The sequence below is a fragment of the Streptomyces sp. NBC_00647 genome (genome assembly GCF_045207245.1).
In the GTDB taxonomy this organism is placed as follows: Bacteria; Actinomycetota; Actinomycetes; order Streptomycetales; family Streptomycetaceae; genus Streptomyces.
On sequence record NZ_CP109040.1, the window covers coordinates 2456622 to 2482720 of the forward strand.

Annotated in this window: 27 protein-coding genes; 14 read left to right on the forward strand and 13 right to left on the reverse strand. The window is 71.6% G+C overall.

Annotated elements, in window-relative coordinates:
• The first annotated feature begins 6 nt into the window (after nucleotides 1–6).
• From OG788_RS10840 to OG788_RS10855, 4 genes are all read left to right on the forward strand, one after another.
• A complete protein-coding gene (locus OG788_RS10840; RefSeq protein WP_406370401.1) occupies nucleotides 7–516 on the forward strand; it encodes an FMN-binding protein in 510 nt (169 codons plus the stop codon).
• Nucleotides 517–639: 123 nt separating this feature from the next.
• A complete protein-coding gene (locus OG788_RS10845) occupies nucleotides 640–1977 on the forward strand; it encodes a ferredoxin reductase family protein (RefSeq protein WP_351541726.1) in 1338 nt (445 codons plus the stop codon).
• A 19-nt stretch (nucleotides 1978–1996) separates the two neighbouring features.
• Nucleotides 1997–2803 (forward strand): FMN-binding protein, encoded by an 807-nt coding sequence (locus OG788_RS10850; RefSeq protein WP_351541679.1) that lies wholly within the window; start codon nucleotides 1997–1999, stop codon nucleotides 2801–2803.
• Nucleotides 2796–3587: an FAD:protein FMN transferase gene (locus tag OG788_RS10855; protein WP_356749091.1), complete on the forward strand. Its 792-nt coding sequence runs from the start codon at nucleotides 2796–2798 to the stop codon at nucleotides 3585–3587. Before OG788_RS10850 ends, OG788_RS10855 begins: the two co-directional genes overlap by 8 nt.
• Before the next feature lie 127 nt (nucleotides 3588–3714).
• On the opposite strand, the gene OG788_RS10860 is transcribed toward OG788_RS10855, so the two are convergent.
• Genes OG788_RS10860 through argC form a run of 5 tightly spaced genes read right to left on the reverse strand, consistent with a single transcriptional unit; the run spans nucleotide 3715 to nucleotide 8570 of the window.
• Nucleotides 3715–4251, reverse strand: a complete 537-nt coding sequence (locus OG788_RS10860) for an arginine repressor (RefSeq protein WP_351541681.1) — start codon at nucleotides 4249–4251, stop codon at nucleotides 3715–3717.
• 23 nt (nucleotides 4252–4274) lie between these two features.
• On the reverse strand, nucleotides 4275–5483 hold the full coding sequence (locus OG788_RS10865; protein WP_351541682.1) for an acetylornithine transaminase: 1209 nt from the start codon (nucleotides 5481–5483) through the stop codon (nucleotides 4275–4277).
• Nucleotides 5480–6394, reverse strand: a complete 915-nt coding sequence (gene argB / locus OG788_RS10870; protein WP_351541683.1) for an acetylglutamate kinase — start codon at nucleotides 6392–6394, stop codon at nucleotides 5480–5482. Before argB ends, OG788_RS10865 begins: the two co-directional genes overlap by 4 nt.
• On the reverse strand, nucleotides 6391–7545 hold the full coding sequence (argJ, locus tag OG788_RS10875) for a bifunctional glutamate N-acetyltransferase/amino-acid acetyltransferase ArgJ (protein WP_406370404.1): 1155 nt from the start codon (nucleotides 7543–7545) through the stop codon (nucleotides 6391–6393). Before argJ ends, argB begins: the two co-directional genes overlap by 4 nt.
• A complete protein-coding gene (argC, locus tag OG788_RS10880; protein ID WP_351541685.1) occupies nucleotides 7542–8570 on the reverse strand; it encodes an N-acetyl-gamma-glutamyl-phosphate reductase in 1029 nt (342 codons plus the stop codon). Before argC ends, argJ begins: the two co-directional genes overlap by 4 nt.
• A gap of 294 nt (nucleotides 8571–8864) precedes the next feature.
• Between argC and OG788_RS10885 the strand changes: the two genes are divergently transcribed.
• Nucleotides 8865–9926, forward strand: coding sequence for a SecDF P1 head subdomain-containing protein (locus OG788_RS10885; RefSeq protein WP_406370406.1), 1062 nt, complete (start codon nucleotides 8865–8867; stop codon nucleotides 9924–9926).
• Between the two features lie 76 nt (nucleotides 9927–10002).
• A complete protein-coding gene (locus OG788_RS10890) occupies nucleotides 10003–10329 on the forward strand; it encodes a hypothetical protein (protein WP_406370408.1) in 327 nt (108 codons plus the stop codon).
• Between the two features lie 67 nt (nucleotides 10330–10396).
• On the opposite strand, the gene OG788_RS10895 is transcribed toward OG788_RS10890, so the two are convergent.
• Entirely contained in the window at nucleotides 10397–10789 is a 393-nt protein-coding gene (locus tag OG788_RS10895; RefSeq protein WP_266756684.1) for a DUF5997 family protein, read from the reverse strand.
• An 81-nt stretch (nucleotides 10790–10870) separates the two neighbouring features.
• Here OG788_RS10895 and OG788_RS10900 point away from each other — a divergent pair, with 81 nt between their 5' ends.
• The 3 genes from OG788_RS10900 to OG788_RS10910 all read left to right on the forward strand — a co-directional run bounded on the left by OG788_RS10900 (nucleotide 10871) and on the right by OG788_RS10910 (nucleotide 12842).
• Entirely contained in the window at nucleotides 10871–11674 is an 804-nt protein-coding gene (locus tag OG788_RS10900) for a LysR family transcriptional regulator substrate-binding protein (RefSeq protein WP_406370410.1), read from the forward strand.
• Nucleotides 11675–11973: 299 nt separating this feature from the next.
• A complete protein-coding gene (locus tag OG788_RS10905; protein WP_406370411.1) occupies nucleotides 11974–12393 on the forward strand; it encodes a MerR family transcriptional regulator in 420 nt (139 codons plus the stop codon).
• The gene (locus tag OG788_RS10910; RefSeq protein WP_406370413.1) at nucleotides 12390–12842 is read left to right on the forward strand and encodes a carboxymuconolactone decarboxylase family protein; all 453 of its coding nucleotides are present in this window, start codon (nucleotides 12390–12392) and stop codon (nucleotides 12840–12842) included. Before OG788_RS10905 ends, OG788_RS10910 begins: the two co-directional genes overlap by 4 nt.
• Here OG788_RS10910 and OG788_RS10915 read toward each other — a convergent pair.
• Nucleotides 12829–15312, reverse strand: coding sequence for an alpha-L-arabinofuranosidase C-terminal domain-containing protein (locus tag OG788_RS10915; protein ID WP_406370414.1), 2484 nt, complete (start codon nucleotides 15310–15312; stop codon nucleotides 12829–12831). The two genes, OG788_RS10910 and OG788_RS10915, sit on opposite strands and share 14 nt — an antisense overlap.
• 140 nt (nucleotides 15313–15452) lie before the next feature.
• Between OG788_RS10915 and OG788_RS10920 the strand changes: the two genes are divergently transcribed.
• Complete coding sequence (locus OG788_RS10920) at nucleotides 15453–15896, forward strand: DUF6314 family protein (protein ID WP_356749146.1); 444 nt, start codon at nucleotides 15453–15455, stop codon at nucleotides 15894–15896.
• On the opposite strand, the gene OG788_RS10925 is transcribed toward OG788_RS10920, so the two are convergent.
• Both OG788_RS10925 and OG788_RS10930 read right to left on the reverse strand, forming a co-directional pair.
• Nucleotides 15878–16468: a histidine phosphatase family protein gene (locus tag OG788_RS10925; RefSeq protein WP_351541693.1), complete on the reverse strand. Its 591-nt coding sequence runs from the start codon at nucleotides 16466–16468 to the stop codon at nucleotides 15878–15880. The two genes, OG788_RS10920 and OG788_RS10925, sit on opposite strands and share 19 nt — an antisense overlap.
• Nucleotides 16469–16700: 232 nt before the next feature.
• Nucleotides 16701–18137: a PLP-dependent aminotransferase family protein gene (locus OG788_RS10930; RefSeq protein WP_406370416.1), complete on the reverse strand. Its 1437-nt coding sequence runs from the start codon at nucleotides 18135–18137 to the stop codon at nucleotides 16701–16703.
• On the opposite strand from OG788_RS10930, the gene OG788_RS10935 reads away from it, so the two are divergent.
• Together OG788_RS10935 and OG788_RS10940 are read left to right on the forward strand one after the other, a co-directional pair.
• Nucleotides 18136–19191 carry a DMT family transporter gene (locus tag OG788_RS10935; RefSeq protein WP_406370418.1) on the forward strand — a complete coding sequence of 352 codons (1056 nt, stop codon included), beginning with the start codon at nucleotides 18136–18138 and terminating at the stop codon, nucleotides 19189–19191. The two genes, OG788_RS10930 and OG788_RS10935, sit on opposite strands and share 2 nt — an antisense overlap.
• 92 nt (nucleotides 19192–19283) lie before the next feature.
• Nucleotides 19284–19478, forward strand: coding sequence for a DUF1918 domain-containing protein (locus tag OG788_RS10940; protein ID WP_266756699.1), 195 nt, complete (start codon nucleotides 19284–19286; stop codon nucleotides 19476–19478).
• A 36-nt stretch (nucleotides 19479–19514) separates the two neighbouring features.
• Here OG788_RS10940 and OG788_RS10945 read toward each other — a convergent pair whose 3' ends face one another.
• Nucleotides 19515–20762, reverse strand: coding sequence for a glycoside hydrolase family 10 protein (locus tag OG788_RS10945; RefSeq protein WP_406370420.1), 1248 nt, complete (start codon nucleotides 20760–20762; stop codon nucleotides 19515–19517).
• A gap of 168 nt (nucleotides 20763–20930) precedes the next feature.
• Between OG788_RS10945 and OG788_RS10950 the strand changes: the two genes are divergently transcribed.
• Entirely contained in the window at nucleotides 20931–21794 is an 864-nt protein-coding gene (locus OG788_RS10950) for a 3-hydroxybutyryl-CoA dehydrogenase (protein ID WP_328556550.1), read from the forward strand.
• A gap of 203 nt (nucleotides 21795–21997) precedes the next feature.
• Nucleotides 21998–22255: a hypothetical protein gene (locus tag OG788_RS10955; protein WP_351541697.1), complete on the forward strand. Its 258-nt coding sequence runs from the start codon at nucleotides 21998–22000 to the stop codon at nucleotides 22253–22255.
• Nucleotides 22256–22281: 26 nt separating this feature from the next.
• Here the strand turns inward: OG788_RS10955 and OG788_RS10960 are convergent, their stop codons facing one another.
• The 3 genes from OG788_RS10960 to OG788_RS10970 all read right to left on the reverse strand — a co-directional run bounded on the left by OG788_RS10960 (nucleotide 22282) and on the right by OG788_RS10970 (nucleotide 25749).
• Nucleotides 22282–22827 carry an NUDIX hydrolase gene (locus tag OG788_RS10960; protein WP_351541698.1) on the reverse strand — a complete coding sequence of 182 codons (546 nt, stop codon included), beginning with the start codon at nucleotides 22825–22827 and terminating at the stop codon, nucleotides 22282–22284.
• Nucleotides 22828–22991: 164 nt separating this feature from the next.
• Nucleotides 22992–24332, reverse strand: coding sequence for a transcriptional regulator (locus OG788_RS10965; protein ID WP_351541699.1), 1341 nt, complete (start codon nucleotides 24330–24332; stop codon nucleotides 22992–22994).
• Between the two features lie 463 nt (nucleotides 24333–24795).
• A complete protein-coding gene (locus OG788_RS10970; protein ID WP_406376723.1) occupies nucleotides 24796–25749 on the reverse strand; it encodes a PP2C family protein-serine/threonine phosphatase in 954 nt (317 codons plus the stop codon).
• Nucleotides 25750–26099: the final 350 nt, after the last annotated feature.

The following is a 26099-nucleotide window of genomic DNA, read 5'->3' on the forward strand; positions in this document are numbered from 1 at the left end:
GCCGCCGTGCACGCGCTGAAGAAGAACCGTCCGCTGCGCCGGGTGACGCTGGCGGCCGCCACCACGGTCACCGGTGTCGTCCTGCTCCTCTCGCTGAAGCCGCACACACCACCGACACCGGCCGAGGCGTCGTCCGTGGGTCATTCCTCGTCCTCCTCCTCGGGAGGCTCGTCCGGTGACTCCTCGGGAAGAGCCTCGGGTGGCTCCTCCGGATCGTCCGGAAGCACGAAGAGCACGGGCACCAGGACCGTCACCGGCGACACGGTGCAGACCCGTTGGGGCCCGGTCCAGGTGCGGATCACGCTGAAGAACGGCAGGATCACCGAGGTGACCGCGGTCGCCTACCCCTCGGAGAATCCCAGGGACCAGGAGATCAACAGCTACGCGATTCCCCAGCTCAGGCGTGAGGCGCTGGCCGCGCAGAGCGCGGAGATCGACTCGGTCTCCGGGGCCACGTACACCAGCGACGGATACAAGCAGTCCCTCCAGTCGGCACTCGACTCCGCCGGCCTCTGAACGCACGGGCGTCGTGGACCGTATCTCTGGGCCAGGGGGCCACTCCCCTCGCCCCGTCTCCAGGACGAACACGGAGGAACCGTGTCCACGATCGCCGGTGGTCGCGCCGCGCGGCGCCAGACCATGCGCCGAATCCGCCCTCGCCGCTCGCCCGCCGTCCCGCTGCTGATCGCCGTCTGGGCGGGCGCGGCGGGAGTCATCTGGCTGTGGTGGAACAACACCCCGTCCATCGCGGACAACAACGGCAGGATCCTCAACGCGGGCCGCATCACCGGGCTGCTCGCCGGATACCTGATGGCACTCGTGGTGCTGCAGATGGCCCGCGTGCCCGCCCTGGAACGCAGGGTGGGATCCGACAGGGTGGCGCGCTGGCACGCGATGACCGGCCGCTACACGATCTGCCTGGTCCTCGCCCACCTCTTCCTGACCATGTGGGGCTATGCCCTGCAGTCAGGGAAAGGGCTCGGCGGGATCGTGCAGCAGACCGTCGACTCGGTCAACCAGCTGCCCGACATGGGCAAGGCCGCGATCGGGACGGGCCTGCTCGTGCTGATCGGGTTCATCTCGATCGGCTGGCTGCGCCGGCTGATCCCGTACGACACCTGGTACCACGTCCACCTGCTGACCTACGCCGCGGTGTTCCTGACGTTCTGGCACCAGCTGTCCACCGGCAACGACTTCGCGGTCGAACCCGTAGCCAAGACCGTCTGGTACGGGCTGTACGGGTCGGTGACGGCGCTGGTCCTCTGGTACCGAATCCTTTCTCCTGTCCGGCTGAACGTGAAGCACCGGATGCGGGTCGAGGCGGTCATCGAGGAGACGCCCGGCATCGTGTCGGTCCTGATCAGCGGGCGCAAGCTGCACCGGATGGGCGCGGAGGCGGGGCAGTTCTTCCGCTGGCGCTTCCTGGCACCCGGGATGCGTTTCAGCTCCCATCCGTACTCGCTCTCGGCGGCGCCCCGCCCCAACATGCTCCGGATCACCGTGAAGGCGATCGGTGACCACAGCGCCGCCCTGCGCGATCTGGAGCCGGGGACCCGGGTGTGGGCCGAGGGCCCGTACGGCGCCCTGACGGCCGGCAAGCGCAGTCGCGGCAAGGTGCTCCTGGTGGCGGGCGGTGTCGGCATCACCCCGATGCGGGCCCTGTTCGAGACCCTCCCCGGCGCGTCCGGCGACCTGACGCTGCTCTACCGTGCCAACACCACCCAGGACCTGGCCCTGTGGGACGAGCTCGCCGCCATCTCCCAGGAGCGCGGGGCGCGTCTGATGTACGCGGTGAACAGCCCCGACGGCGAACGCCCGGACATCTCGGCGGAGTCCCTGCGCCGCAAGCTGCCCGACATCGACAGCCACGACGTCTTCATGTGCGGGCCGCCCGGCTTCGCGCAGCAGGTGTACGACGCACTGCGCGGCGCGGGGGTCCCCGCCCGCCGCATCCATCACGAGTCGTTCGAGATGTGAGCGACGGGAGTCAGGAGCGATGAAGAAGAGTCACCCCATACGGCGGTTCATGCTCGCGACGGCCGCCACCGTGTCCGGAATCGTGCTGCTGCTCGCGCTCAAACCGGCGTCCGATCCGGCCGCCGCGTCGGCGCAGGGCGGAGCGGCGCCCCAGCAGACCGCGGCCGGGCAGGAGTCGCCGCAGGGCGGCAGCGCCCAGCAGTCGGGTACCCAGACCGTCACCGGTGACGTGGTGAAGACCCAGTACGGTCCGGTCCAGGTGCGGCTGACCATGAGCGGCGGCAAGATCACCAAGGCCGACGCGGTCCAGGCCCCGGCGGGCGGCACCAGCGACCAGAAGACCGCTCTCGCGATACCCGAACTCAACAAGGCGACGCTCACCGCGCAGAGCGCCGACATCGACGCCGTCTCCGGCGCCACCTACACCAGCGGCGGATACAAGAAGTCCCTTCAGTCGGCCCTGGACAAGGCGAAGACCGCCGGCGGCTCGTCGGAGTCCTCGGGAGCGGCCGGGGCGGCGTCCCCGTCGCCGAAGGCCCCGGCCGCGGAGACCCGCATCATCACCGGCAAGCTCGCCCAGACCCAGTACGGCCCTGTCCAGGTCCGTCTCACGTTCACCGGCACCAAGGTCACCAAGGCCGAGGCCGTCCAGGCGCCGAGCGGCGGGCGCAGCACGGAAGTCAGCGACAACGCGGTCCCGAAGCTCAACCAGGAGGCCGTCGCGGCCGGCGGCAGCGCCGACATCGACGCCGTCTCCGGCGCCACCTACACCAGCGGCGGATACAAGAAGTCCCTTCAGTCGGCCCTGGACAAGGCCGGTGGCTGAACCCGCGGAGGAGGCACCGCCGGCGCTGCGCCATGCCGAGGAAGTGATGGGCACCGTCTTCTCCTTCGACGTGCGCGGCGGGGAACCGGCCGCCGTCCGGACGGCGTTGGAGGAGGCGATCGCCCGACTCCACCGCGTGGACGAGGTGTTCAGCACCTACCGCGAGGACAGCCAGATCTCGCGGCTGGTCCGCGGAGAGCTCACCGTCGAGGAGTGCGACCCGGAGGTCGCCGAAGTGCTCGAGCTGGGCGCCGAGGCGGAACGGGCCAGCGACGGCTGGTTCAGCACGCGGTACGAGGGGCAGCTCGATCCGACGGGGATCGTCAAGGGCTGGGCGGCCGAACGCGCGGCCCTGCACCTCGTCGCGGCCGGGGCGAGCGGAGTGAGCGTCAACGGCGGCGGCGACGTGCAGCTGTGCGGCGTCCCCGGGCCGCACCGCCCCTGGAGGGTGGGCGTGTCGGATCCGCTCCGCCCGGGCTCGCTCGCCGCCGTGGTCTCCGCGGCAGGCGTCGACGAGCTGGCCGTGGCGACCTCCGGCACCGCCGAACGCGGCGCCCACATCGTCGACCCGCGCACCGGCAAGTCCGCGGTCACCGACCTGCTGGCCGTGACCGTGGTGGGTCCCCGCCTGACCTGGGTGGACGCCTGGGCGACCGCGGCCTTCGCGATGGGCTCGCGGGCGGGCCTCGACTGGCTGGAATCGCTCCCGGACGTGGAGGCGCTGCTCATCACGGCGGGCGACGAGGTCAGATGCACGGGAGGGCTCGCCCAGCGCCTGGGGTGACCGAGGTGGTCCCCTCAGGGCCAGGAGCGCGGGCGCCCGTACGGCCGGCCGTGCCCGCCCTCGAGACAGAGGCACACACGAGCCGAGGCGCACCCCACTCCGGGGGCGCGCCTCGCCGTCGTACCTGTCAGTGATCGTTCTGCGCCAGCCGCAGCAGATGGTCGGCCAGCGCCTGGCCTCCCGTCGCCTCGCGGCTGATCAGCATCAGGGTGTCGTCCCCCGCGATCGTGCCCAGGACGTCGTGCAGCTCCGCCTGGTCGATCGCCGACGCGAGGAATTGAGCGGCCCCCGGCGGGGTGCGCAGGACCACGAGATTCGCCGAGGCCTCCGCGGAGATCAGCAGCTCGGAGGAGAGCCTGCGCATCCGCTCCTCCTTCGCCGACTCCCCCAGCGGCGCGCGCGGCGTGCGGAACCCGCCCTCGCTCGGCACCGCGTAGATGAGGTCGCCGTCGTTGTTGCGGATCTTCACCGCGTTCAGCTCGTCGAGGTCCCGGGAGAGCGTCGCCTGGGTGACGTTCAGCCCGTCGTCGGCGAGGAGCTTCGCCAACTGGCTCTGTGAGCGCACCGGTTGCCGGTTGAGGATGTCCACGATCCGGCGGTGGCGTGCGGTGCGGGTCTGCGGCACGGCAGGCCCTGCGTGCTCGTGGTCCTGCGCCTGGCTCATCGTCGTCATCCCATTTCCCGTGATCATCCGTCCCCGTTGGCTGCGTCGAGGATGCCGGGCAGGGCCCGGAGGAACGCGTCCACTTCGTCATCGCCGAGATTCAGCGGCGGCATCAGCCGCACGACATCGGGGGCGGGCGCGTTCACCAGGAAACCGGCATCCTGAGCCGCCTGCTGCACCTGAGGCGCGAGCGGCTCGGTGAGCACGATACCCAGGAGCAGTCCGGCACCCCGGACATGGTCGATCAACGGATGGCCGGAACCGCCGCCGGCGGCCTCGATTCCGTCCCGCAGCCTCTCGCTCGCGCGCTTCACGTTCTCCAGGAGTCCCTCGGACTCGATCGTGTCGAGCACGGCGAGTCCCGCGGCGCAGACGACCGGGTTGCCGCCGAAGGTCGTGCCGTGGTGACCGGGCTTCAGCAGCCCGGCGGCGCGGCCGAAGGCGACGGTGGCACCGAGCGGCAGTCCGCCGCCGAGGCCCTTGGCGAGCGTGACGACGTCGGGCAGGACGCCCTCGTGGGCCTGGTACTCGAACCAGTGGCCGGTACGGCCGATCCCGGTCTGCACCTCGTCCAGCACGAGCAGGGCGCCGTTGGCCGCGGTGATCGCGCGGGCCGCCTTGAGGTAGCCGGGGGGCGGCACGACCACGCCGTTCTCACCCTGGATGGGCTCGATGATCACCAGCGCGGTGTCCTGGGTGACCGCCTCGGCGAGGGCTTGCGCGTCGCCGTAGGGGACATGCGTGACATCGCCGGGCAGCGGCAGGAAGGGTTCCTGCTTGCCGGGCTGGCCGGTGAGCGCGAGGGCGCCCATGGTCCGGCCGTGGAAGGCGCCGGTGGTGGCGACCATATGGGTCCGGCCGGTCAGCCGGCCGATCTTGAAGGCGCCTTCGTTGGCCTCGGCACCCGAGTTGCAGAAGTACACCCGGCCCTCGCGTCCGAAGAGCTGGAGCAGCCGTTCGGCGAGCGCGACGGGCGGTTCGGCGACGAAGAGGTTCGAGACATGGCCGAGGGAGCCGATCTGCCGGGTCACGGCCTCGACGATCGCGGGGTGGCCGTGTCCGAGCGCATTGACCGCGATGCCGCCGACGAAGTCGAGGTATTCCTTGCCGTCGGCGTCCCACAGCCTGGTTCCGGCACCGCGGACGAGCGGCAGTCGCGGGGTGCCGTAGTTGTCCATGAGCGCGCCCTGCCACCGCTCGGTGAGCTCCGCGTTGCTCGCGCTGCCGGTCATTCGGCGTCCCCCGCTTCCTCGTCGTCCGGCACGACCATCGTGCCGATGCCTTCGTCGGTGAAGATCTCCAGCAGGATCGAGTGCTGGACCCGGCCGTCGATGACACGGGCGGTGGTGACCCCGTTGCGCACGGCGTGCAGACAGCCCTCCATCTTCGGCACCATGCCGCTGGCCAGCTCGGGAAGGAGCTTCTCCAGCTGGGAGGCGGTGAGGCGGCTGATCACCTCGTCGCTGTTCGGCCAGTCCTCGTAGAGACCCTCGACATCCGTGAGGACCATGAGCGTTTCGGCGCCCAGCGCGGCAGCGAGTGCCGCAGCCGCCGTATCAGCATTGACGTTGTAGACATGTCCGTCGTCCTGGCTCCGGGCGATCGAGGAGACGACCGGGATCCGGCCGTCGGCGAGCAGAGCCTCGATCGCGCCCGTGTCGATCGCGGTGATCTCGCCCACCCGCCCGATGTCGATCGACTCGCCGTCGATCGTGGGCCGGTGCTTGGTCGCGGTGATGGTGTGCGCGTCCTCGCCGGTGAGGCCGACGGCGAGCGGTCCGTGCTCGTTGAGGAGCCCGACCAGCTCGCGCTGGACCTGTCCGGCCAGCACCATGCGGACGACGTCCATCGCGTCATCGGTGGTGACGCGCAGGCCCGCCTTGAACTCGCTGACGATGCCGTGCCGGTCGAGGGCGGCGCTGATCTGCGGTCCGCCGCCGTGCACGACGACCGGCTTGAGGCCGGCGTGATGCAGGAACACGATGTCCTGGGCGAACGCGGCCTTCAGCTCGCCGTCGATCATGGCGTTGCCGCCGAACTTGACGACGACGGTCTTGCCGCGGTGCCGGGTCAGCCAGGGCAGCGCCTCGATGAGGATCTGCGCCTTGGGCAGAGCGGTGTGCTTGCGGGTCACATTGCTCATGAGGAGTACGCGCTGTTCTCGTGGACGTAGTCGGCGGTGAGGTCGTTGGTCCAGATGGTGGCGGTCGCGTCGCCCGCGGCGAGGTCCGCGACGACGTGGACCTCGCGGTAGCGCATGTCGACGAGTTCGCGGTCCTCGCCGACTCCGCCGTTCTTGCAGACCCAGACGCCGTTGATGGCGACGTTGAGGCGGTCCGGCTCGAAGGCGGCCGCGGTGGTGCCGATCGCGGACAGCACACGGCCCCAGTTGGGGTCCTCGCCGTGGATGGCGCACTTGAGGAGGTTGTTCCGGGCGATGGAGCGGCCCACCTCGACGGCGTCGTCCTCGGTCGCGGCGTTGATCACCTCGACCTTGATGTCCTTGCTGGCGCCCTCGGCGTCGCGGATCAGCTGCTGACCGAGGTCGTCGCAGACCGTGCGTACGGCCTCGGCGAACTCCGCGTACTCCGGGGTGACTTCACTGGCTCCGGAGGCGAGCAGCAGCACGGTGTCGTTGGTGGACATGCAGCCGTCGGAGTCGACCCGGTCGAAAGTGGTGCGGGTGGCGTCGCGCAGCGCCCGGTCGAGGTTCTCGCTGTCCACGTCCGCGTCGGTGGTGAGCACGACGAGCATGGTGGCGAGGCCGGGGGCGAGCATGCCGGCGCCCTTGGCCATGCCGCCGACGGTCCAGCCTCCCCGCGTCACGACCGACGTCTTGTGCACGGTGTCGGTGGTCTTGATGGCGATGGCGGCCTTCTCGCCGCCGTGCGGGCCGAGTTCGGCGACGGCCAGGTCGATGCCGGAGAGCAGCTTGTCCATCGGCAGCAGTACGCCGATGAGGCCGGTCGAGCACACGGCGACGCTGCCCGCGCCCAGGTCACCGAGCGCCTCGGCGACCTTCTCGGCGGTGGCGTGGGTGTCCTGGAAGCCCTTGGGTCCCGTACAGGCGTTGGCTCCACCGGAGTTGAGGACGACCGCGGTCAACTCGCCGCTCTTGATGACCTGTTCTGACCAGAGGACCGGCGCGGCCTTCACGCGGTTGGAGGTGAAGACGCCCGCGGCGGCGCGGCGGGGCCCGTTGTTGACCACGAGGGCCAGGTCCGGGTTGCCGTTCTGCTTGATCCCCGCGGCGACTCCGGCCGCGGTGAATCCCTGTGCTGCCGTGACGCTCACGGTGCGACTCCGATCGTGGAAAGTCCCAGCTCCTCGGGGAGACCGAGGGCAAGGTTCATGCTCTGGACGGCACCGCCCGCGGTGCCCTTGGTCAGGTTGTCGATGGCGCTGATCGCGATGATGCGGTGCGCGGCGGCGTCGTACGCGACCTGGACCTGAACGGCGTTGGAACCGTAGACGGACGCCGTGGCGGGCCACTGCCCCTCGGGAAGGAGGTGGACGAAGGGCTCGTCGGCGAAGGCCTTCTCGTAGGCGGCCCGGACCGACTCTGCGGTGACCCCGGGCTTCGCCTTGGCACTGCACGTGGCGAGGATGCCGCGGGGCATGGGCGCGAGGGTGGGTGTGAAGGAGACGGTGACGGGCTCTCCGGCGGCCGCGGTGAGGTTCTGGATCATCTCGGGGGTGTGCCGGTGGACGCCGCCGACGCCGTACGGCGTCATCGACCCCATGACCTCGCTGCCGAGCAGGTGCGCCTTGGGTGCCTTGCCGGCACCCGAGGTGCCGGAGGCGGCGACGATGACGGCCTCGTTCTCGGCGAGCCCGGCCGCGTACGCCGGGAAGAGGGCGAGCGAGGCGGCCGTCGGGTAGCAACCGGGCACCGCGATGCGCTTGGACCCCTCCAGCGCGGCGCGGGCGCCCGGCAGTTCAGGAAGGCCGTACGGCCAGGTCCCGGCGTGCGCGGAGGCGTAGAACAGCTCCCAGTCGGCGGGGTTCTTCAGCCGGAAGTCGGCGCCCATGTCGACGACGAGGACATCGGGGCCGAGCCGCTCGGCGACCGCCGCGGACTGCCCGTGGGGCAGCGCGAGGAACACCACGTCGTGTCCGGCCAGCACCTCGGGGGTGGTCTCCGCGAGGACGCGGTCGGCGAGGGGCAGCAGATGCGGCTGGAGCGCACCGAGCCGCTGGCCCGCGTTGGAGTTGCCGGTCAGGGCGCCGATCTCGATCTCGGGGTGGGCCAGGAGCAGACGCAGCAGTTCCCCGCCCGCGTACCCGCTCGCTCCCGCCACTGCCGCACGTACCGCCATGGAACCCTCCTCTTGGATGGCATGACTATACGTATCGCTGCACGTTTATGCAATCTTGTCTCGCGGCTCGACCTCGGCACCCGCGGGGCACCCCGCCGGCCTCCGGGAGCCGGACACCTGCCCGGGCGGGTGTCCGCACGATGATCCGATCCCCGCCCTCACGTCGGCGCAACCCCCTGCACCCGGACATCAGATGATCGGACCCGAAGGAAAAGCACGGGCCCGTCGCATGAATTGCGATCAAACCCTGGCATCGGCCTCACCGGACACCACCGGCTTGGAACCATCCCCGGCATGCGTCTCCCCCGGGCCCCGCGCACGGCTCTCCTCATCTGCGTCGCCGCGGCGACGCTCGCCGCCTGCTCCGGTTCCGGCTCCGGTTCCGGCTCCGGCTCCGGCTCCGACGGCCACACGTCGCGCTCGGCGGGGTCCGCCCGTACCGGCGTCGCGGCTCCCTCGGCTCCCTCTGCCCCCGCGGACGGCCGACGGTCCGTGGTGACCTTCGCCGGGTCGTCGCCCCTGGGTTCCGCGGCCCTGCGCCACGACGCGGACCGGATGCGGGCGCGCGCCGAGGCGCTGGGACTCACCGATGTACGGGTGGAGGCACGCGGGGGCACGATCACCGTCACGGGGCCCACCGCCGACGAGAAGCGCCTGACGGAGCTGGGCGCGTCCGGCCGGCTCGGCTTCCGGCCCGTCCTGGCGGCGGAGACGCTCAGCCCCTCGCTCACGCCGCAGCCGTCTCCGTCTCCCAGTCCCGACCCGGCGCGAGGGCGGGCCGTCACCGAGGGGCTGCGTCCTCGTGCCACGGGGTCGGCGTCCGCCGGTGCCGCACCCGGCCCGGCAGAGGGGAGCGCGGCCGACGCGGCGCTCCAGCGGCGCTTCGCGGTGCTGGACTGCTCACAGCGGCGGAAGCCGACGGAGGCGGACGGCAGCGCGCGGGACTCCGTCGTCGCCTGCGGAGCCGGCGGCGGCGCCGACTCCCCGCCCGTCAAGTACCTGCTGGGTCCGACGGCCGTGGACGGGGCTCACGTCGCCTCGGCCGAGGCGGCGTACGGCCGACAGGGCAGCGGCTGGACCGTGCGCCTGGACTTCGACTCCATCGGCACCGAGCAGTTCGCGGCCGTGACCGCGGACCTGTCCGCGCAACAGGCGCCCCAGAACCAGTTCGCCATCGTCCTGGACGGCGCCGTGATCTCCGCCCCGTCCGTCAGCCAGACCCTCGGCGACGGCGAGGCGGAGATCTCCGGAGGTTTCACCCGGGAGTCGGCCGAACAGCTCGCGGTCACCCTCGACTCGGGGGCGCTCCCGAACCCCCTGGCCGTCACCGGGGTGACCCGGCTGCCCCACACCTAGGCCGTGACGTGCGACGTGAACTGTCGCCCGTGGCGGTGCCGGACCGCATCCCCGAAGACCCCTGGAGGACCGACCCTTGTCATCGTCGTCCGCTCACTGGAGCGCATACGAGATCTTCGCCGTCCTGTCGGGAATCATCCTGATCGGAGCGGCCTTCGTGCCCGGCATGTCGGTCAAGGACCGCGCCTGGGCCGTCCTGGGCGGGATCTTCTTCGTCTGTTACGGGTGGTACGTCGCCCACCAGACCACGGGCACCTTCAGCTTCCCCGTCGTCATCTTCCTCATCCCGCCGGGCGCGGTGATCTACCTGCTCGTCAAGGCGTACGGCCGCACGAGCGGCCCGAGCGCCCCGCCCGGCACCACCCACCCGGACGGCCGCCGTTCCCCCGGGACCGACGGCTGAGATCCCGGAGCCGGCCGAGATCCCGGGAGGGGCCCCGGCCGGCGCCCCTCCCGGCGTGCGGCCCGGGTCAGGAACGCTTGGCGGCCTGCTCCGCGTTCTTCTCCTTGATGCGTACCGCTTCCTTGCGGACCTCCGCCTGAGTGGCGCGCTCACGCCGCAGCCACCCGGGGTCCTCCGTCTTCAGCGCCTCGATCTGCTCGGTGGTGAGGGCCTCGCTGACGCCGCCGCGGGCGAGGCCCGCGATGGAGACACCGAGCTTGGCCGCGACGACCGGCCGCGGGTGCGGGCCGTTGCGGCGGAGCTCCTGGAGCCACTCCGGCGGGTCGGTCTGCAACGCGTTCAGCTCGGCACGGGAGACGACACCCTCCTGGAACTCGGCGGGGGTGGCCTCGAGGTACACACCCAGCTTCTTGGCCGCTGTGGCGGGCTTCATCGTCTGGGCGGTCTGGTGCGAACTCATGGGTCAAGGGTATCGAGCGCGCGAGCTCCCGCCGACCATCGCCGGTACGGCACCCCCGGCCACGCCGGGTAATCTGACGTGGTGACCGGCTCCGAAGCATCCCCCTCGTTCAGGCTCGCCTACGTTCCGGGGGTGACCCCCTCGAAATGGGTGCGGATCTGGAACGAGCGGCTGCCCGGCGTACCGCTGACCCTCGTCCCGGTGTCCGCCGCCGAGGTGTACGGCAAGCTGCGGAGCGGCGAAGCGGACGCGGGCTTCGTCCGGCTGCCGGTCGACGGGGCCGACCTCAGCGCGATCCCTCTCTACACCGAGACGACGGTCGTCGTGGTCCCGAAGGATCACATCGTGGCGGCGGTCGAGCAGGTCTCCGGCGAGGACCTCGCCGACGACATCGTGCTGCACCCTCTCGACGACCCGCTGGACTGGGAGCGCCTGCCGGGGAAGCCCGCGCTGGAGCGGCCCGCCGGCACGGAGGACGCCGTCGAGCTCGTCGCGGCCGGCATCGGGGTCGTGGTGGTTCCGCAGTCCCTGGCCCGCCTCCACCACCGCAAGGACCTCACCTACCGGACGGTCACGGACGCACCCGAGTCGCGTGTCGCCCTGGCCTGGCCCGAGGACCGGACCACCGACCTGGTCGAGGATCTCATCGGCATCGTGCGCGGCCGGACGGTCAACAGCACGCGAGGGCGCTCCCAGCACCCGGCCGCGGCGCAGCAGAAGGCCCCGGGCACGGCCAAGCCCCGGAAGTCGGACGCGGGCGGCGCGCGACGCAAGCCCGCGGCGGGCAAGTCGGGCGGCAAGGCGACAGGCAAGAACCCCCGGAGCAGCGGTTCCGGCGGCCCGAAGAGCGGCGCGAAGCGCGGCAAGCCCCGCCGCCGCTCCTGACCCGGCACCTCTGATCCGGGTCCTCTGACCCGGCACCTCTGACCGGGTCCCCTGAACCGGCGCCCTGATCTGGGTCCCCCGACCCGGCACCCCTGACCCGGCACCTCTGACCGGGCACCTCTGATCCGGGCCCCGTGACCCGGCTCCGGCCGGGGCGGCGCGAGTGTCACGTCCAGGGCGGCGTTCGCGCAGCTCGGGTGTACCTCGCTCCCTGATCGCGGTCACCTCGAACCGGCCCACGGAAGGCGCCCTCTGACAGCCCTTGACCTGGAGCGCGCTCCAGGTTCTACGGTTTTCTCATGACCGGCGGACAGCCCCTCCCGCGTGCCGCGGAACCGACGCTCACGATCGCCCAGGTCGTCGAGCGCACCGGACTCTCGCACGACACGCTGCGGTACTACGAGAAAGCCGGCCTGATCGAACGGGTGGGCCGGACCACCGGGAACCAGCGGCGCTACGCGGCGGCGGACCTGGCCTGGCTGCAGTTCCTGATCAGGCTGCGCGAGACGGGCATGTCCATCGCGGACATGCAGCGGTTCGCGGAGCTGCGCTCCCGGGGTGACGCCACGGTCGCCGACCGGCTGGCGATGCTCCGCGAACACCGCGCCGGACTCGAGGACCGGATTCGCGCACTGCGCCGGAACGCCGTGGCCCTCGACGGCAAGATCGACCACTACGAACGGCTGCTGGACCAGCCGGGATCGGACGGACCGACATGAGCGACACCCTGCAGAACAGCGAGTCCACCACCCGCGAGGAGCGTTTCGAACACGGCCTGAAGATCCTCGAGCGCGTGGACGGCGAGGCAGGCCGGCGGGTGGTCGACGCGCTCGGCGACATCAACCCGGAGCTGGGCCACCAGATCGTCGCCTGGGCCTTCGGTGACATCTACGACCGGCCCGGACTCGCCCCGCGCGACCGCCAGTTGGTGACCCTCGGCATGCTCACCGCGCTCGGCGGCTGCGAGACCCAGCTGGAGGTGCATGTCAACGCGGCGCTGAACGTGGGACTCTCCTCGGAACAGATCGTCGAGGCACTGCTGCACTCCGCCGTCTACTGCGGCATCCCGAAGGCGATGAACGCGACCCTGGTCGCGAAGAAGGTGTTCGGCGAGCGTGGGCTGCTGCCGGTCGGGCAGCAGCCCACGGCCGGCCCTAACGCTGCCTGATCCTCAGGAACGTCACGGAGTTCGCCGGGAAGGTGTACGTGAACCGGCCGGCGGCCCCGTCGAACGTGGACCTGACCGGGGCGACCGCCGTGGCCGTCTCCGTGTTCACGGCCTCGGGCGCAGCGCTGAGCGTGGTGACCGCCGCCTTGCGGGCCACCTTCGCCCCGCCGAGATCGACGGCCGTACGGGCGTCCGTGGACTGGGCGTTGACGACCTTGAGGATCAGGTCTCCGGTCCGGGCGTCCCGCGTCACGACCTGGCGGAAGGGTTCCGCGGGCTTGTCGTCGGTGAAGCTCCCCCACTCCTGGCCGTCCAGGAGAAGGGTGACCTGCCGCCCGCGCACCTTGATGCCGATGTCGTAGGCCCAGCCCGTCTCGATCGATCCGGGCCTGGAGATCAGTGTCGACTTGCCACCGTCCACGGCCTGTTCGACGGCGGAGGTGGTGTTGTTCCAGCCGCCCAGGTTCCACCAGTAGTAGGTGCCGGTGTCCTTGACTCCGAAGGCGACGAGGAAGCCCTCCTTGCCGGATCGCTTGGTGGCCTTCACGTGCAGGTCGTAGTCGTGCCAGGCGGGGTCACCCGCCGACACCATGGTGTTCTCGGCGCTCACGTCGCTCTGCACGTACTGACCGTCCTCGACGCTCCAGCTCCCGCCGCCGGTGTGGTTCCACCGCGTGGCGTCTCCGCCGAAGTCCTCGTCGAGCAGCGGGGTCCCGTCCGCGCCGGTCACCCGCACATCGTCGTAGGCGGCGGTGGTCGCCCAGGTCGAGAGGCCGACGGCGCCCGCGATGGGGCCGCTCACCGCGGGGGTGCCGGTGGCCGTGGAGGGCACCACCCGGTCACCGACGTTGTTCATGAACAGCTTCTGCACCTCGTAGTCGGCCGACCCCCAGGAGGCGTGGTTGTTGAACCAGATCATGTCGGGGCGCCACTGGACGTAGTCCTCGTTGGCGAGCAGCGGGGCGTAGGAGGCGAGTTCGACGACGTCCGCGTTGCGTTCCAGGCCGGTCATGTACGCGGCTTCGGCGAGGGCGTTCCGGAAGGTGTTGCCTCCGGAGGCGTACTCGCCGAGGAAGACCTTGGGGCCGTTCCTGTCGTAGGTGTCGTAGCGGTCGTTGTTCTGCAGGAACCACTGCGGGCTGTTGTAGTAATGCTCGTCCACCATGCCGACGCCGGCGTCCCGGTTGAGCTTCCAGGCGGTGTCGAAGGTGGTCCCGGAGTCGTCCGGGCCGGAGTTCGAGATCACCGTGACGTCCGGGTACGCGGCGGCGATCGCGGAACGGAACTGCGTGAAGCGGGCGAAGAACTCGTCCGGGAGGTTCTCCTCGTTGCCGACTTCGAGGTGCGTGAGGTGGAACGGCTTCGGGTGTCCCATCGCCGCCCGTCTGGCACCCCACTCGCTGGTCACCGGCCCGTTGGCGAACTCGATGAGGTCGAGGGTGTCCTGGATGTGCCGCCGGAGCAGCGCCGCATCGTCGGTGGCCCTGTTCTGGCCGCAGCCGGTGACGAGCGCGGGGACGACGGGCAGCGGCATCGCGCCGATGTCCTCGGCGAACTGGAAGTACTCGAAGTAGCCGAGTCCGTAACTCTGGTTGTAGCCCCAGAAGTTGGAGTTGGTCGCCCGGCGTTCGACGGGGCCGACGGTGTCCTTCCACTGGTACGCGCGCTTGCGCTGGAAGCCGGACGCCTCGTCGTAGCCCTGCATGCTGCCGGTGTTGACCAGGCAGCCGCCGGGGAAGCGCACGAATCCCGGGTGCAGGGCGGCGATCTTCTCGGCGAGGTCCTTGCGCAGGCCGTGGCCCTTGTACGTGTCCCGGGGCATCAGCGAGACCATGTCGAGTGCGACGGGGCCGTCGGCGGCGACGGTGAGGCGCCCGGTGGTGCTGCCGCGGGTCGCGGTGAACCGCGCCCGGTACCGGGCCCAGCCGCCGTGTGCGGTGACCTGCCGGGCCTCGGCGAGCGTGCCGTCGGCGTCGTGCAGGGTCACGGTGAGGGGCGCCTTCGCGTCCGCGCGGACCCAGGCCGAGAAGTCGTAGGTCTTCCCGCTCTCCACCCTGATGCCGGTGTTGTAGCCGGAGTTGGTGACGGACGAGCCGCCGTCCAGGGAGAGATAGGTGCGGTTGCGGGCGTCGAGCCGCCCGTCGTCGTCCGGGGTCCGCGCCCCGCCGGAGACGGTCCAGGAGGTCAGCGGCGTGTAGGAGGCGTTGTCGGCGGTGCCGTACTCGAAGGACCGGTTCTGGACGAGCTCCGCGTACAGGCCGCCGTCCGCGGCGCGGTTGATGTCCTCGAAGAAGACGCCGTACAGGGTGTCACCGATCGCCGGGCCCGAGCGCTTGGGGTCGACGGTGATCGCGTAGTCGGTGACGTCGGCGGCGCTCGCCGGAACGGTCGTTCCGGGCACGACGGTCGAGGCCACCAGAAGGGCGGCGGCCGTGAGTCCGAATCTCCAGCGGGTGCGGGTACGTGACATGGATACTCCGCGGCTCTGTAGTTGATGTGAGTTGTTCGGGATATCAGACGCCGATCAGTACATCGAACGGCAAGATAGGGAGGGGGCAGAAGCGCGTCAACGGGTCGCGCGCCACCGGACGGGACGGAGAGCGGGACGGTATGGGCGAGTTCTGGCCGGTGCGGGACGTGCTGACGTACCTGACCGGGAACTGGCGGGTGGAGCGCACCGTGCGGGACCTGGCGAGCGACGCGGAGGGGCGCTTCACCGGCACGACGGTTTTCGGACCGCTCGAGGACGCGGGGCTGCTGCACCAGGAGTCCGGCACGTTCGTGTGGCAGGGCGTCCCGCGGCCCGCGGAGCGCACGCTGCGCTTCCTGCCGGGGCCGCGCCCCGGGACCGCTCTCGTACGGTTCTCCGACGGCCGCCCGTTCCACGACCTGGACCTGACGAGCGGGCGCCATGTCGCCGACCATCCGTGCGCGGCGGACCTCTACCGGGGCGAGTTCACCGTCCGGGACGAGGAGCACTGGCGGTCCGTCTGGCGCGTGCGGGGGCCCGCGAAGGATCTGGTGCTCACCACCGGCTACGCGCGCGTGGGCTGAGAGAACATCCCGTCGAAGCGCAGATTCCAGCGGCCCGCCCGGCCCGTCACGGTGATCGCCGACAGGGGGCGGACATCGATGTTCCAGTAGGTCGACGGCGGCGCCTTCAGGGCGTAGACCAGCGCGGCCCGGACCACCGAGGGCTCGGCCACCGCGACGATGGTGCCGCCCTCGTCCGCGGGCCGGGTGTCGAGCCAGGAACCGACGCGGGCGATGAAGGACAGCAGACACTCGCCACCGTGCGGTGTGGAGCGCGGGTCGGCCAGCCAGGCGTCCACGGCCTCGGGCTCGCGGGCCATGGCCTCGCCCAGGGTGAAGCCGCGCCAGCGGCCCATGTCGCAGTCGCGCAGGGCGAGCTGGACCAGCGGGGCGTAGCCGAGGGCGTCGCCGGTGGCCCGGCTGCGGGGCGTCGGCGAGCAGTAGCGCAGCTCGGCCGCCGCCAACGGCACCAGGCCGGCGGCGGCGCGCTGCACTTCTTCCCAGCCCGCCTGGTCCAGCGGCCGGTCGTCCTCGAAGCGCTCCGCGAGCAGCGAGGAGCTGCGCGCGGCGGCGACGAACGTGACCCGATGCATGCGCAGATCGTGGAGCGCGGGACTCCGCAGGTCAAGGGGGGTTACGCAGGGTATCCAAATCTTCACGGGCGCATCGGCTCCGGCCGTCCCTCCGGCTGAGCGAGCGTCCGGGCCCCGATCCCCTGGCCCGGACGGCGGGCGCCGGCACGGCGAGCGCGACCCGCGGGACGCGGGGCGACGGGAGAGACCCGAGGTCAGGACTGGCGCCCTCGCGGGTTCGGCTCCGGGCGGGTCAGGGCCGCACCTCGTCGTACGCCGCCGTCAGCCGCCGTACGCCTTCCGTGATCTCCTCCGTCCCGGCCACCGCGGCGAAGCTCAACCGGAGCTGGGCGGCCGGGGGTTCGGCGCTGAAGTAGGGGCGGCCGGGCGTGACGGCCACTCCCGCGCGCAGGGCGGCGGCGACGAGCGCGGACTCGTCGGTGCCGTCCGGCAGCCGCACCCACAGGTGATAGCCGCCGAACGGGATGTGGGGCAGGGCGAGTTCGGGAAGCCGCAGCCGCAGTGCGGCGGTCATGGTGTCGCGCCGGATCTTCAACTCGGCGGACACCGTGCGCAGATGACGCGGCCAGGCCGGGGAGCCGACGAGTTCCAGCGCGGCCTCCTGGAGCGGGCGCGGCACGAAGAAGGTGTCGACGACCTGGATGGCGCGCAGCCGTTCGAGCACCGGACCGCGTGCGGCCAGTGCGCTCACCCGGAAGCTCGGCGATGTCGCCTTGGTCAGGGAACCGACGTGCACCACGACCCCGTCCGGGTCCTCGGCGGCCAGGGGACGCGGGAGCGGGCCCGCGTCCTCGTGCACGAGGCGGCGTACGAAATCGTCCTCGACGACGAAGGCTCCGGCTTCGCGCGCGATGCGCAGCACCTCGTCCCGCCGCTCGGGCGCGAGCACCGCACCGGTCGGATTCTGGAACAGCGGCTGGCAGACGAAGACCCGGGCGCCGGTCGCCCGGAAGGCGTCCGCGAGGAGCGCGGGCTTCACCCCGTCGGGATCCACCGGTACCGGAACGGGGCGCAGCCCCGCGGCCCGGGCGATGGCCAGCATGCCCGGATAGGTGGGTGACTCGACCAGGACGGGGGCGCCGGGCGGCGCGAGCGCGCGCAGGGCGGTGGTCAGGGCGGACTGGCCGCCCGCCGTGACCAGCACTTCGGCGGCGCCGATCGCGCCGCCGATGCCCCGCGCGAACCACTCGCGCAGTTCCGGCAGGCCTTCCATGGGCGGCCGGGACCACGCTCCGGGGCGGCGGCCCGCCCGGGAGAGGGCCGCGCCCATCGCCCGCTCCGGCTGGAGCGAGGGGTGCAGATAGCCGCCGTTGAACTCGACGACACCGGGCGGTGGCGCGGCGAGCGAGGCGAGGACACCGGAGGCGTCCACGGTGCGCGGGACGAGTTCGGCCGCGGCGTCCGCGCTGAGCGCGACCTCCTGCCAGGACGTGTCCCCGGTGGACGTGACGGCGGCCCGGGGCTCTGCCCGGAAGGCGCCGGCACCGGGCCTGGTGACCACGAGCCCCTCGGCGGCGAGCTGCGCCAGCGCCCGCGACACGGTCACGGGACTCACGTGGAACCGCTCGACGAGCGCCCGGCTCGACGGCAGCTTTCCTCCGGGTGAGTAGCGGTTCAGCTCCTGTCGCAGCTGATTCGCCAGATCCCCCACACTGCTACGCTCTTGCATGAGAGTAGAGAGTAGCGCTATCGACGGGACCGGGATAGCGGTCAGCAGCGACACCGACCGCGCTTCCGCCGCGCACGCGGGGACCGGCCGGTCCACTGCCGATGCGCGCGCCGTGAGCGACGGGACCCCGGCCGGACCACGCCACCGACCCCCCGGTTCCACGGCCGGCACCGGGCGCCGGAACCCCTCGCCGACGGACCGCCGTTCCGGCACCCTTCAGGCGGCCCTGGGCGTCACCGCCTTCTCCCTCACCTTCCCCGCGACGGCCTGGGGCCTGGAGGGCTTCGGCCCCTGGTCCCTGGTGGCCGTGCGCTGCGTGCTCGCCGCGGTCGTGGCGGGCGGCTGCCTCCTCGCCCTGCGCGTGCCCGTTCCGGCCCGGCGGCATCTGACCGGGCTCGGCGTCGTCGCCGCCGGAGTCGTCTTCGGCTTCCCCCTGCTGACGACACTCGCTCTTCAGACCTCGACCACCGCCCACGCCGCCGTGGTCGTCGGGCTGCTGCCGCTGACGACGGCGCTGTTCTCGGCGCTGCGCACCGGCGCCCGCCCGTCGCGGATGTTCTGGCTGGCGGCCTGCGCGGGTGCGGCCGCCGTGATCGCGTTCACCGTGCAGCAGAGCGGCGGCGCGCTGACCGGAGCGGACGCCTATCTGTTCGGGGCGTTGCTGATCTGCGCGGCGGGCTACACCGAGGGCGGCCGGCTCGCCCGTGTGATGCCGGGCTGGCAGGTGATCGGCTGGGCGCTCGTCCTGTGTCTGCCGCTCAGCGTGCCGGGCGCGCTGGTGGCGCTGTCGTACGAGCCGGTGCACTTGACGGCGCACAGCGTGACCGGGCTGCTGTGGGTCGCGGTCGGTTCGCAGTTCCTCGGTCTGGTCGTCTGGTACCGGGGGATGGCGTCGATCGGAATCCCGAAGGCGAGCCAGTTGCAGCTGGCGCAGCCGCTGCTCACACTGGTGTGGTCGGTACTGCTCCTCGGCGAGCGGCTCACACCGGCGGCACCCCTGACGGCGGCCGCCGTGCTCGTCTGCATCGCCCTCACCCAGCGGGCGCGGGGCTGACCTCCGTGCGCGGGCCGGGCCAACCTGCGCCGCCGGCCGTAGACTTGAGGCCACGAACCGTTACTCCCGTACAGGACGAGGAGACCGTTCAGATGCACGCAACCAAAGGCGACCAACTGGTGCAGCACGGCAGGGTTGTCGGCCAGCACGACAAGGTCGCGGAGATCACCGAGGTCATGGGAGCGGAAGGCGCTCCCCCCTACCGCGTGCGGTTCGAGGACGGTCACGAGGCCGTGTGCTCGCCGGGCCCGGACTCCGAGATCCGCCACAAGGACATGCCGCAGTAGAACGACCGGGACGGCCGCCGGGAGGCGGGCGCTCCCTCAGCGCGGGGGTTTCGCCGACTGCTGGTAGTGGTCGGCGACGACCCGTGCCATGGCGCCGACGCGGTCGGCGCCGACCTCCGCCGCCGAGAAGAAGACATGGCCCCGCACCTCCGCGTGGCCGCGGGCGAACGTGAGGTGCCGGGACAGCTCGGCGGGGTCCTGCCAGGCCGCGGGTTGCCCCGGGGCGCCCGCCTTGTAGAGCGCCTCTCCCGCGTACAGGTGCACACCCGTCCCCCGCGCGACCTCGGCCCACCAGGGCAGCAGCTTCGCGTAGTCGGCGGCGGCGAAGCCGATGTTCCAGTAGAGCTGAGGACAGATGTAGTCGATCCAGTGCTCTCTGACCCACTTCCTGGTGTCGGCGTACAGATCGTCGTACGTCTCGACACCTGCCCGGGTCGCCGAGCCGAGCGGGTCGCTCGACGCGTTGCGCCAGACCCCGAAGGGGCTGATCCCGAATCGGGTCCCGGGGCGGACCTTCTTGATGCCCGCCGCCATCTCCAGCACCAGCCGGTCGATGTTGTGGCGCCGCCAGGCCGCCCGGCCCGCGAAGCCCGCGCCGTGTTCGGCGTACGCCGCGTCGTCGTCGAAGGCCTCGCCCGCCACCGGGTACGGGTAGAAGTAGTCGTCCCAGTGCACGCCGTCGACCGCGTACCGGCGCACCGCGTCGAGCATCGCGGTCCGGACGAACGTCCGCACCGGCGGCAGCCCGGGGTTGTAGTAGAGCTTCCCGCCGTACCTCACGACCCAGTCCGGGTGGACGCGGGCGGGGTGCGAGGGGGCGAGCCTGGCGGGGTCCGGCTGTCCCGAGACGCGGTACGGGTTGAACCAGGCGTGCAGTTCCAGGCCGCGCGCGTGGGCCTCCCGCACCGCGGTGCCCAGCGGGTCCCAGCCGGGGTCCTTGCCCTGGACGCCGGTCAGGTACTGGGACCACGGCTCGTACGGCGAGGGCCACAACGCGTCGGCGGCGGGACGGACCTGGAAGAACACGGTGTTGAGGCGCAGGCGCACCGCCGTGTCGAGGTGGGCCAGGAGCTCGGCGCGCTGACGCGCCGCGCTCAGTCCGGTGCGGGAGGGCCAGTCGCGGTGCGAGGCGGTCGCGAGCCACATGCCACGGACGGCGCGCTGGGCCCTCGGCCGGTGCGGCGAGGCGGGGCCCCGGGCCGCCGCGGCGTCCCCCGCCGTGCCGAGTCCCGACAGCGTCGCGAGCGCGGCCGCCGCGAACGCCCGGCGTGGCAGTCGCCCCATCTCCGTACCCCCTACGCAACGGATCCGTCCGGTCACGGATCGTCTCGAATCCCAGCATGCCCCACCCCGACGATCGATCATCGATACTTGGGAGTAACGTGCACGTTCGGAGCAGGCACCGAACAACGGAGGACCTGCCAGGCCGTGCGGATCAGCGAAGGGGACGATGTGACCGACATCGAACGCGTCGGAGTGGTGGGCTGCGGCCAGATGGGAGCGGGCATTGCCGAGGTGTGCGCCCGCGCCGGCCTCGACGTCAAGGTCGCCGAGACCACCGGCGAAGCCCTGGAGATCGGCCGGACCCGGCTGTTCACCTCCCTCTCCAAGGCGGCCGGGCGCGGAAAGATCTCCGAGGACGAGCTCAAGGCCACCCAGGACCGGCTGAGCTTCACCACGGACCTCGGCGAGTTCGCCGACCGCGACCTCGTGATCGAGGCCGTCGTCGAGAACGAGCAGGTCAAGACCGAGATCTTCCAGGTACTCGATCAGGTGGTGACCAGGCCGGACGCGATCCTCGCCTCCAACACCTCCTCGATCCCGCTGGTGAAACTGGCCGTCGCGACCTCGCGTCCCGACCAGGTCATCGGCATCCACTTCTTCAACCCGGCCCCGGTGCAGCAGCTCGTGGAGCTGATCCCGGCGCTGACCACCTCCGAGGGCACCATCGGCCGTGCCCAGCTGTTCGCCGAGAAGGCGCTCGGCAAGCACGCGATCCGCGCCCAGGACCGCTCGGGCTTCGTCGTCAACGCCCTGCTGATCCCCTATCTCCTCTCCGCGATCCGGATGTTCGAGTCGGGTATCGCGAGCCGCGAGGACATCGACAACGGCATGGAGATGGGCTGCGCCCACCCGATGGGCCCGCTCAAGCTGTCCGACCTGATCGGTCTCGACACGGTGGCCTCGGTCGCGTACTCGATGTACGAGGAGTACAAGGAGCCGCTGTACGCCGCTCCCCCGCTGCTCCAGCGCATGGTGGACGCGGGACGCCTCGGCCGGAAGTCGGGCTCGGGGTTCTACACCTACGGCCAGTGACAGCGGAGCGCTGACTACGTTCCGTAGAGCTCGGACGGGCGCGGGCCCGGCACCCTTCGCGGTGCCGGGCCCGCGTCGTTCACACGCCGTGTGCGCGCCAAGCCCGCATATGCCCGGCGCACACGCTCCCCACCTGTCCACCAGGCGAGTTGACTTTCCGTGCGCACACAAGGGATGTGCCGACTACGGAAAGGAGCGGACCCGTGACCGCCGACCCCGAGCATCCCGTGGCCCCCAAGGAACTCGCGGAGTTACGCCGGTCCCTCGAAGTGGGACTGACCCGCATCGAGGGAGGGCTGGCACTGCTCACGCAGCGCGACGACCAGACCGCCAAGGATCTCGACGATCTCAGTACACGGATCGTCGCGCTCGAACACACCCGCTGGCCACTGCCCACCGTCGCCGTCGTCTCGGCCGTGGGCGCGCTGGCCGTGGCGGTCTGGCAGGCTCTGGGCCACTAGGCCCCAGGACGCCGAGGGGGGACTGATCAGGGCAACGCGTCCTGCCCGAGCCTGAGTTGGTGCAGAAGGAGCAGTGCGGCAGCCATGTTGGCGGCCGGGACCTCACCGCGGGCGACCATGTCGGGAACAAGCTTCAGGGGAACCCATTCCCGACGGTCGGACTCGAAGTCGTCCACGGGGTGCCCGATGTACGCGCCCTCGTCGGCCCAGTAGATGTGATGCCGGGCGTCGGTGAGCCCGTTGGAGGGCTCGACACTCATCAGGTGCCGCAGGGGTCCCGGCCGCCACCCGGTCTCCTCCTCCAGTTCGCGGGCCGCCGCGACGGCGATGTCCTCGCCGTCCTCCACGACGCCCGCCGCGAGCTCCCATCCCCAGCTGTCGGTGATGAAGCGGTGCCGCCACAGGAGCAGTACCTCGTTGGCCTCGTTCACCACCGTGGCCACGGCGACGGGCCGCAGCCGTATCAGGAAGTGATCGAGGTGCCGCCCGTCCGGCAGCTCCACATCTGCGAGCTTGACGCTGAACCAGCGGTTTTCATACACAGTTTGTTCGTTCTGTTTCGTCCACTGCACGGTTCTGCCACCTTCCGCCGAGTAGATGGCAATATCGCAGCAGCAGCGTCCCGACAGCAGACTCGCAGCGATCGGGGCACGGCGCAGTGGCGGTGAACACGATGGGCCCAAGCGGTGGCCGGCGTTCCGGTGGGGGGTCGTGAAGTGGCTTTCCGGGGTGTTCTCTACAGCGGTACGCGCAGTGCGCCGTCGATGAGTTCCGCGGCCTCGGTCGTGCCCGCACAGCCGCTGCGCACCAGGTACTCGCGTACCGCGCGAAGTCTGTCACGCAGCCGCTGCGACTCCATTCCCCGTGCCTGTTCCGCCATTTGCACGGCGGTCTCCACCGCCTTGTCGGCGTTGCCCTGCCGCAGCTCGATCTGACTGAGCATCGCCAGCCGGTGAACGCGCCCCCGGTCGTGCGCCGGAGTGTCGACGGCGGCCGCGGCGTGCTCCGCGGCGGCCACCAGGTCGCCGAGGCTGAGCAACGCCTCCGCCACCTGTACGTTGACGAGTCCCGGCTGGACATAGCCGGTCTCGTCCGGCTCGTAACCGCGCCGGATACGCTCGGCGGCCTGCTCGGCACGCCGTATGCAGGACAGCGCGCTGCTGCCGTCGCCGAGGTGTGCGTACGCCTTGGCCTGCATCGCGTACAGGTCGGAGGCGAGCGCCGGCGTGATGTGGCGACCCGCCGCGCGCAGCGCCGCCTCGGCGAACGCGACCGCCTGCCGGTACTCACGCATGAACAGCGCCTGGTTGACGAGCAGAGCTATGACGTAGGCGCCGAGTCCCCTGTCCCCACTGGCTTTCGCCAGGCGCAGCGCCTGGTGGAAGTAGCGCTGGGCGAGTCCGTGCGCGTCGGAGTCGTAGGCGCAGATACCCGCGATGGCCACCAACCCCCCTGTCGCCCGGTGGAGTTGGCGGCCGGTGGCGTCGGTGTAGCCGCCGCGCAGCAGGGGCGCGGTCTCGGAGTTGAGGAAGCCGACGATCCGGGTGCGGGTCGCGATGCCGCCGGCCTTGCGGTACATCTGCTCGTAGTGGGCACGGGCGGCGCGGAGCATCTCGATGTCGGCCATGCTGACGTGGTGGCGGCCCCCGCGGGAGACGTCCACGTCCTCGGGCGGGTTCTCCCACTCCCACACGGGCATCACCGCGGGCGTCCCGGTGACGGCCGGGGCGCCGAGGATGTGGGGGCGCTGCTGCTCGTCGGAGCGCCACAGGGCGGTGGCCCGCTCGACGAAGCCGGAGAGCGACCCCGCGTGCGGGGTGGACGGTTCGCCGGGGACCCCGAGGCCGATGTCGTCGAGCGTGACGGGCCGGTGGAGCCGCCCCGCGAGCACCTCGCAGATCAGGTCGGGGACCTGGCCACGCGGCCGCTGGCCCTTCAACCACCGCGCCACGGCGGTGTGTTCGTAGCGGAGCGCGAGACCGCGCGCCCGCCCGGCCTGGTTGACGTGGGCGGCGAGTCCCGCGTGCGAGATACCGGCCTCGTCGAGGATCGCGTCGAGCAGAGTGTTGGGCTGCATGGAGGCCCCCCGAGTGGCTCGTTGCCGACGGCGCCGATCGTGCCCGAAGGCGCCGGACCGCACCAGACCGTGCCCGTCACAGTAGTGTGTCCCACTTCACACGGGGTGTGAAGTGAATGCCCGTATCCGCGCTGTACGCGCACTGTCGCAGAGAGTTCCGGACCGGTTGACTGAAATGCCTCGCAAGAGGCCGGCCGGGCCGCCGGCTCCCCCTCGTACAGTGCGGCGGCCCGTCTCGCGCCGTCCGCCCGGCTGCCTGCCCGACACTCCGTGGCGGGGCGGACGGCCGATGCCGGATCGGCCGGGGTGACCGCGGGACTCCGGTCGTCCGGGCGGATCCCGTGGCCGGTCGCGTCCGGGGCGGCGGAACCGCATGCCGCCGCCCCTAGACGCGGTCGTCCGGAGCACGCCGCGACGCGGGGACCGGCGCACACCTCTGCGACCCGCATCCGGACAACAGCCCCTAACGAGGCACGTGATGGGACACGCGGCTCTGTGTCGACGGAACGCGTCGGCGGTCGTTGCGCAGCACCAGGAGGGCCACGTCGTCGGCGGGCCGCCCGCCGGTGTGGCGCAGCACTCCGGCGAAGACCGTGCGCAGCACGGCCTGCGGCACGACGGGCCGGTCACGGACGGCCTCCGCGAGCGCCGGGAGCAGCGGGAAGAACCGCCCCTGGGTGTCCCGGGCGTCCTCGACACCGTCCGTGTGCAGGAAGAGTCCGTCGCCGGGCAGGAGTCGGCCGCAGGTCTCGGCCACGAGGGCGGCCGGGAGCGGGAACGGCCCGAGCGGCGGCAGCGGTTCCGCTCGCACGAGTGGCAGCACACGTCCCCTGCCGAGCAGATAGGGCCAGGGATGGCCGCAGTTGAGGGCGTGCACCTCGCCGTCGCGGCGGATCTCCAGCAGCAGGACGGTGACGAACTCCTCGGCTGCCGGGCTGTCGGGGTCGAACCCGGTCGAGGGGTGATCGGCCCGGTCCCCCTGGCGCAGATGCCGGGCCAGCGCCCGCTCGAGTCTTCGGAGAACACCCCCGAGTTCGGGTTCGTCGTGCGCGGCCTCGCGGAAGCTGCCGAGGACGGCGGCGACGGTCCCGATGGCACCGAGTCCGTGACCGCGGACATCGCCCATCACGACCCGCACTCCGTGCTCGGTGGCGATCGCCTCGTACAGATCGCCACCGACGCCCGCGCCGCGGTCAGCGGAGAGCTGTGCCGCGGCGATGTTCAGCCCGTCGATGGACGGCGGCAGCGGGCGCAGCAGGACGTCCTGCGCGGCCCCCGCGACCTTGCTTATCTGCCGGAGCTCGCGCAGCAGCGCCCTTCTGACGTGGAGTATCAGACCGGCACCGACCGCGAAGAAGACGGCGCTGGTGACGATGCGGGCACCGACGCCGTTCTCTCGCGCGAGCGGACAGGCCATCGTGTACGAGATCGCCAGCGCGCCCCAGACCGCGGGCAGCCCGAGGCTCAGTGCCCGGCGCAGCGGCGGCCGGTCGGCGGAGCGGTGGACCCGACGGCCGAGGCCGCGGCGTCGGCCGGGTGCGCAGTCCCCGCGGCCGACCCCGATCCGAGGCCTGCCGCCGCGCACCGCGCGGGCGAACCCGGCTCTCAGCCGGTCGCCCCGGCGCGGCCGCCCGAGCACCGCCCTGGCCGGGTCCCGCGAATGCGTCCGGAGCGTCGCCCTGCGGGGAGCCCCAGCCTTGAAACGGATCATGCCGATTGGCCCCCCAATAGGCACTGACAGCACTGAGAGTGCGGACGGCCTCGGAG

Excerpts from the sequence above, each read along its gene's own strand:
- OG788_RS10845 (WP_351541726.1), top strand. The coding sequence starts at position 640 with ATGCGCCGAATCCGCCCTCGCCGCTCGCCCGCCGTCCCGCTGCTGATC.
- OG788_RS10850 (WP_351541679.1), top strand. The coding sequence starts at position 1,997 with ATGAAGAAGAGTCACCCCATACGGCGGTTCATGCTCGCGACGGCCGCC.
- OG788_RS10860 (WP_351541681.1), bottom strand. The coding sequence starts at position 4,251 with ATGAGCCAGGCGCAGGACCACGAGCACGCAGGGCCTGCCGTGCCGCAG.
- OG788_RS10865 (WP_351541682.1), bottom strand. The coding sequence starts at position 5,483 with ATGACCGGCAGCGCGAGCAACGCGGAGCTCACCGAGCGGTGGCAGGGC.
- argB (WP_351541683.1), bottom strand. The coding sequence starts at position 6,394 with ATGAGCAATGTGACCCGCAAGCACACCGCTCTGCCCAAGGCGCAGATC.
- argC (WP_351541685.1), bottom strand. The coding sequence starts at position 8,570 with ATGGCGGTACGTGCGGCAGTGGCGGGAGCGAGCGGGTACGCGGGCGGG.
- OG788_RS10885 (WP_406370406.1), top strand. The coding sequence starts at position 8,865 with ATGCGTCTCCCCCGGGCCCCGCGCACGGCTCTCCTCATCTGCGTCGCC.
- OG788_RS10895 (WP_266756684.1), bottom strand. The coding sequence starts at position 10,789 with ATGAGTTCGCACCAGACCGCCCAGACGATGAAGCCCGCCACAGCGGCC.
- OG788_RS10905 (WP_406370411.1), top strand. The coding sequence starts at position 11,974 with ATGACCGGCGGACAGCCCCTCCCGCGTGCCGCGGAACCGACGCTCACG.
- OG788_RS10910 (WP_406370413.1), top strand. The coding sequence starts at position 12,390 with ATGAGCGACACCCTGCAGAACAGCGAGTCCACCACCCGCGAGGAGCGT.
- OG788_RS10915 (WP_406370414.1), bottom strand. The coding sequence starts at position 15,312 with ATGTCACGTACCCGCACCCGCTGGAGATTCGGACTCACGGCCGCCGCC.
- OG788_RS10920 (WP_356749146.1), top strand. The coding sequence starts at position 15,453 with ATGGGCGAGTTCTGGCCGGTGCGGGACGTGCTGACGTACCTGACCGGG.
- OG788_RS10925 (WP_351541693.1), bottom strand. The coding sequence starts at position 16,468 with ATGCATCGGGTCACGTTCGTCGCCGCCGCGCGCAGCTCCTCGCTGCTC.
- OG788_RS10935 (WP_406370418.1), top strand. The coding sequence starts at position 18,136 with ATGAGAGTAGAGAGTAGCGCTATCGACGGGACCGGGATAGCGGTCAGC.
- OG788_RS10930 (WP_406370416.1), bottom strand. The coding sequence starts at position 18,137 with ATGCAAGAGCGTAGCAGTGTGGGGGATCTGGCGAATCAGCTGCGACAG.
- OG788_RS10940 (WP_266756699.1), top strand. The coding sequence starts at position 19,284 with ATGCACGCAACCAAAGGCGACCAACTGGTGCAGCACGGCAGGGTTGTC.
- OG788_RS10945 (WP_406370420.1), bottom strand. The coding sequence starts at position 20,762 with ATGGGGCGACTGCCACGCCGGGCGTTCGCGGCGGCCGCGCTCGCGACG.
- OG788_RS10965 (WP_351541699.1), bottom strand. The coding sequence starts at position 24,332 with ATGCAGCCCAACACTCTGCTCGACGCGATCCTCGACGAGGCCGGTATC.
- OG788_RS10970 (WP_406376723.1), bottom strand. The coding sequence starts at position 25,749 with ATGGCCTGTCCGCTCGCGCGAGAGAACGGCGTCGGTGCCCGCATCGTC.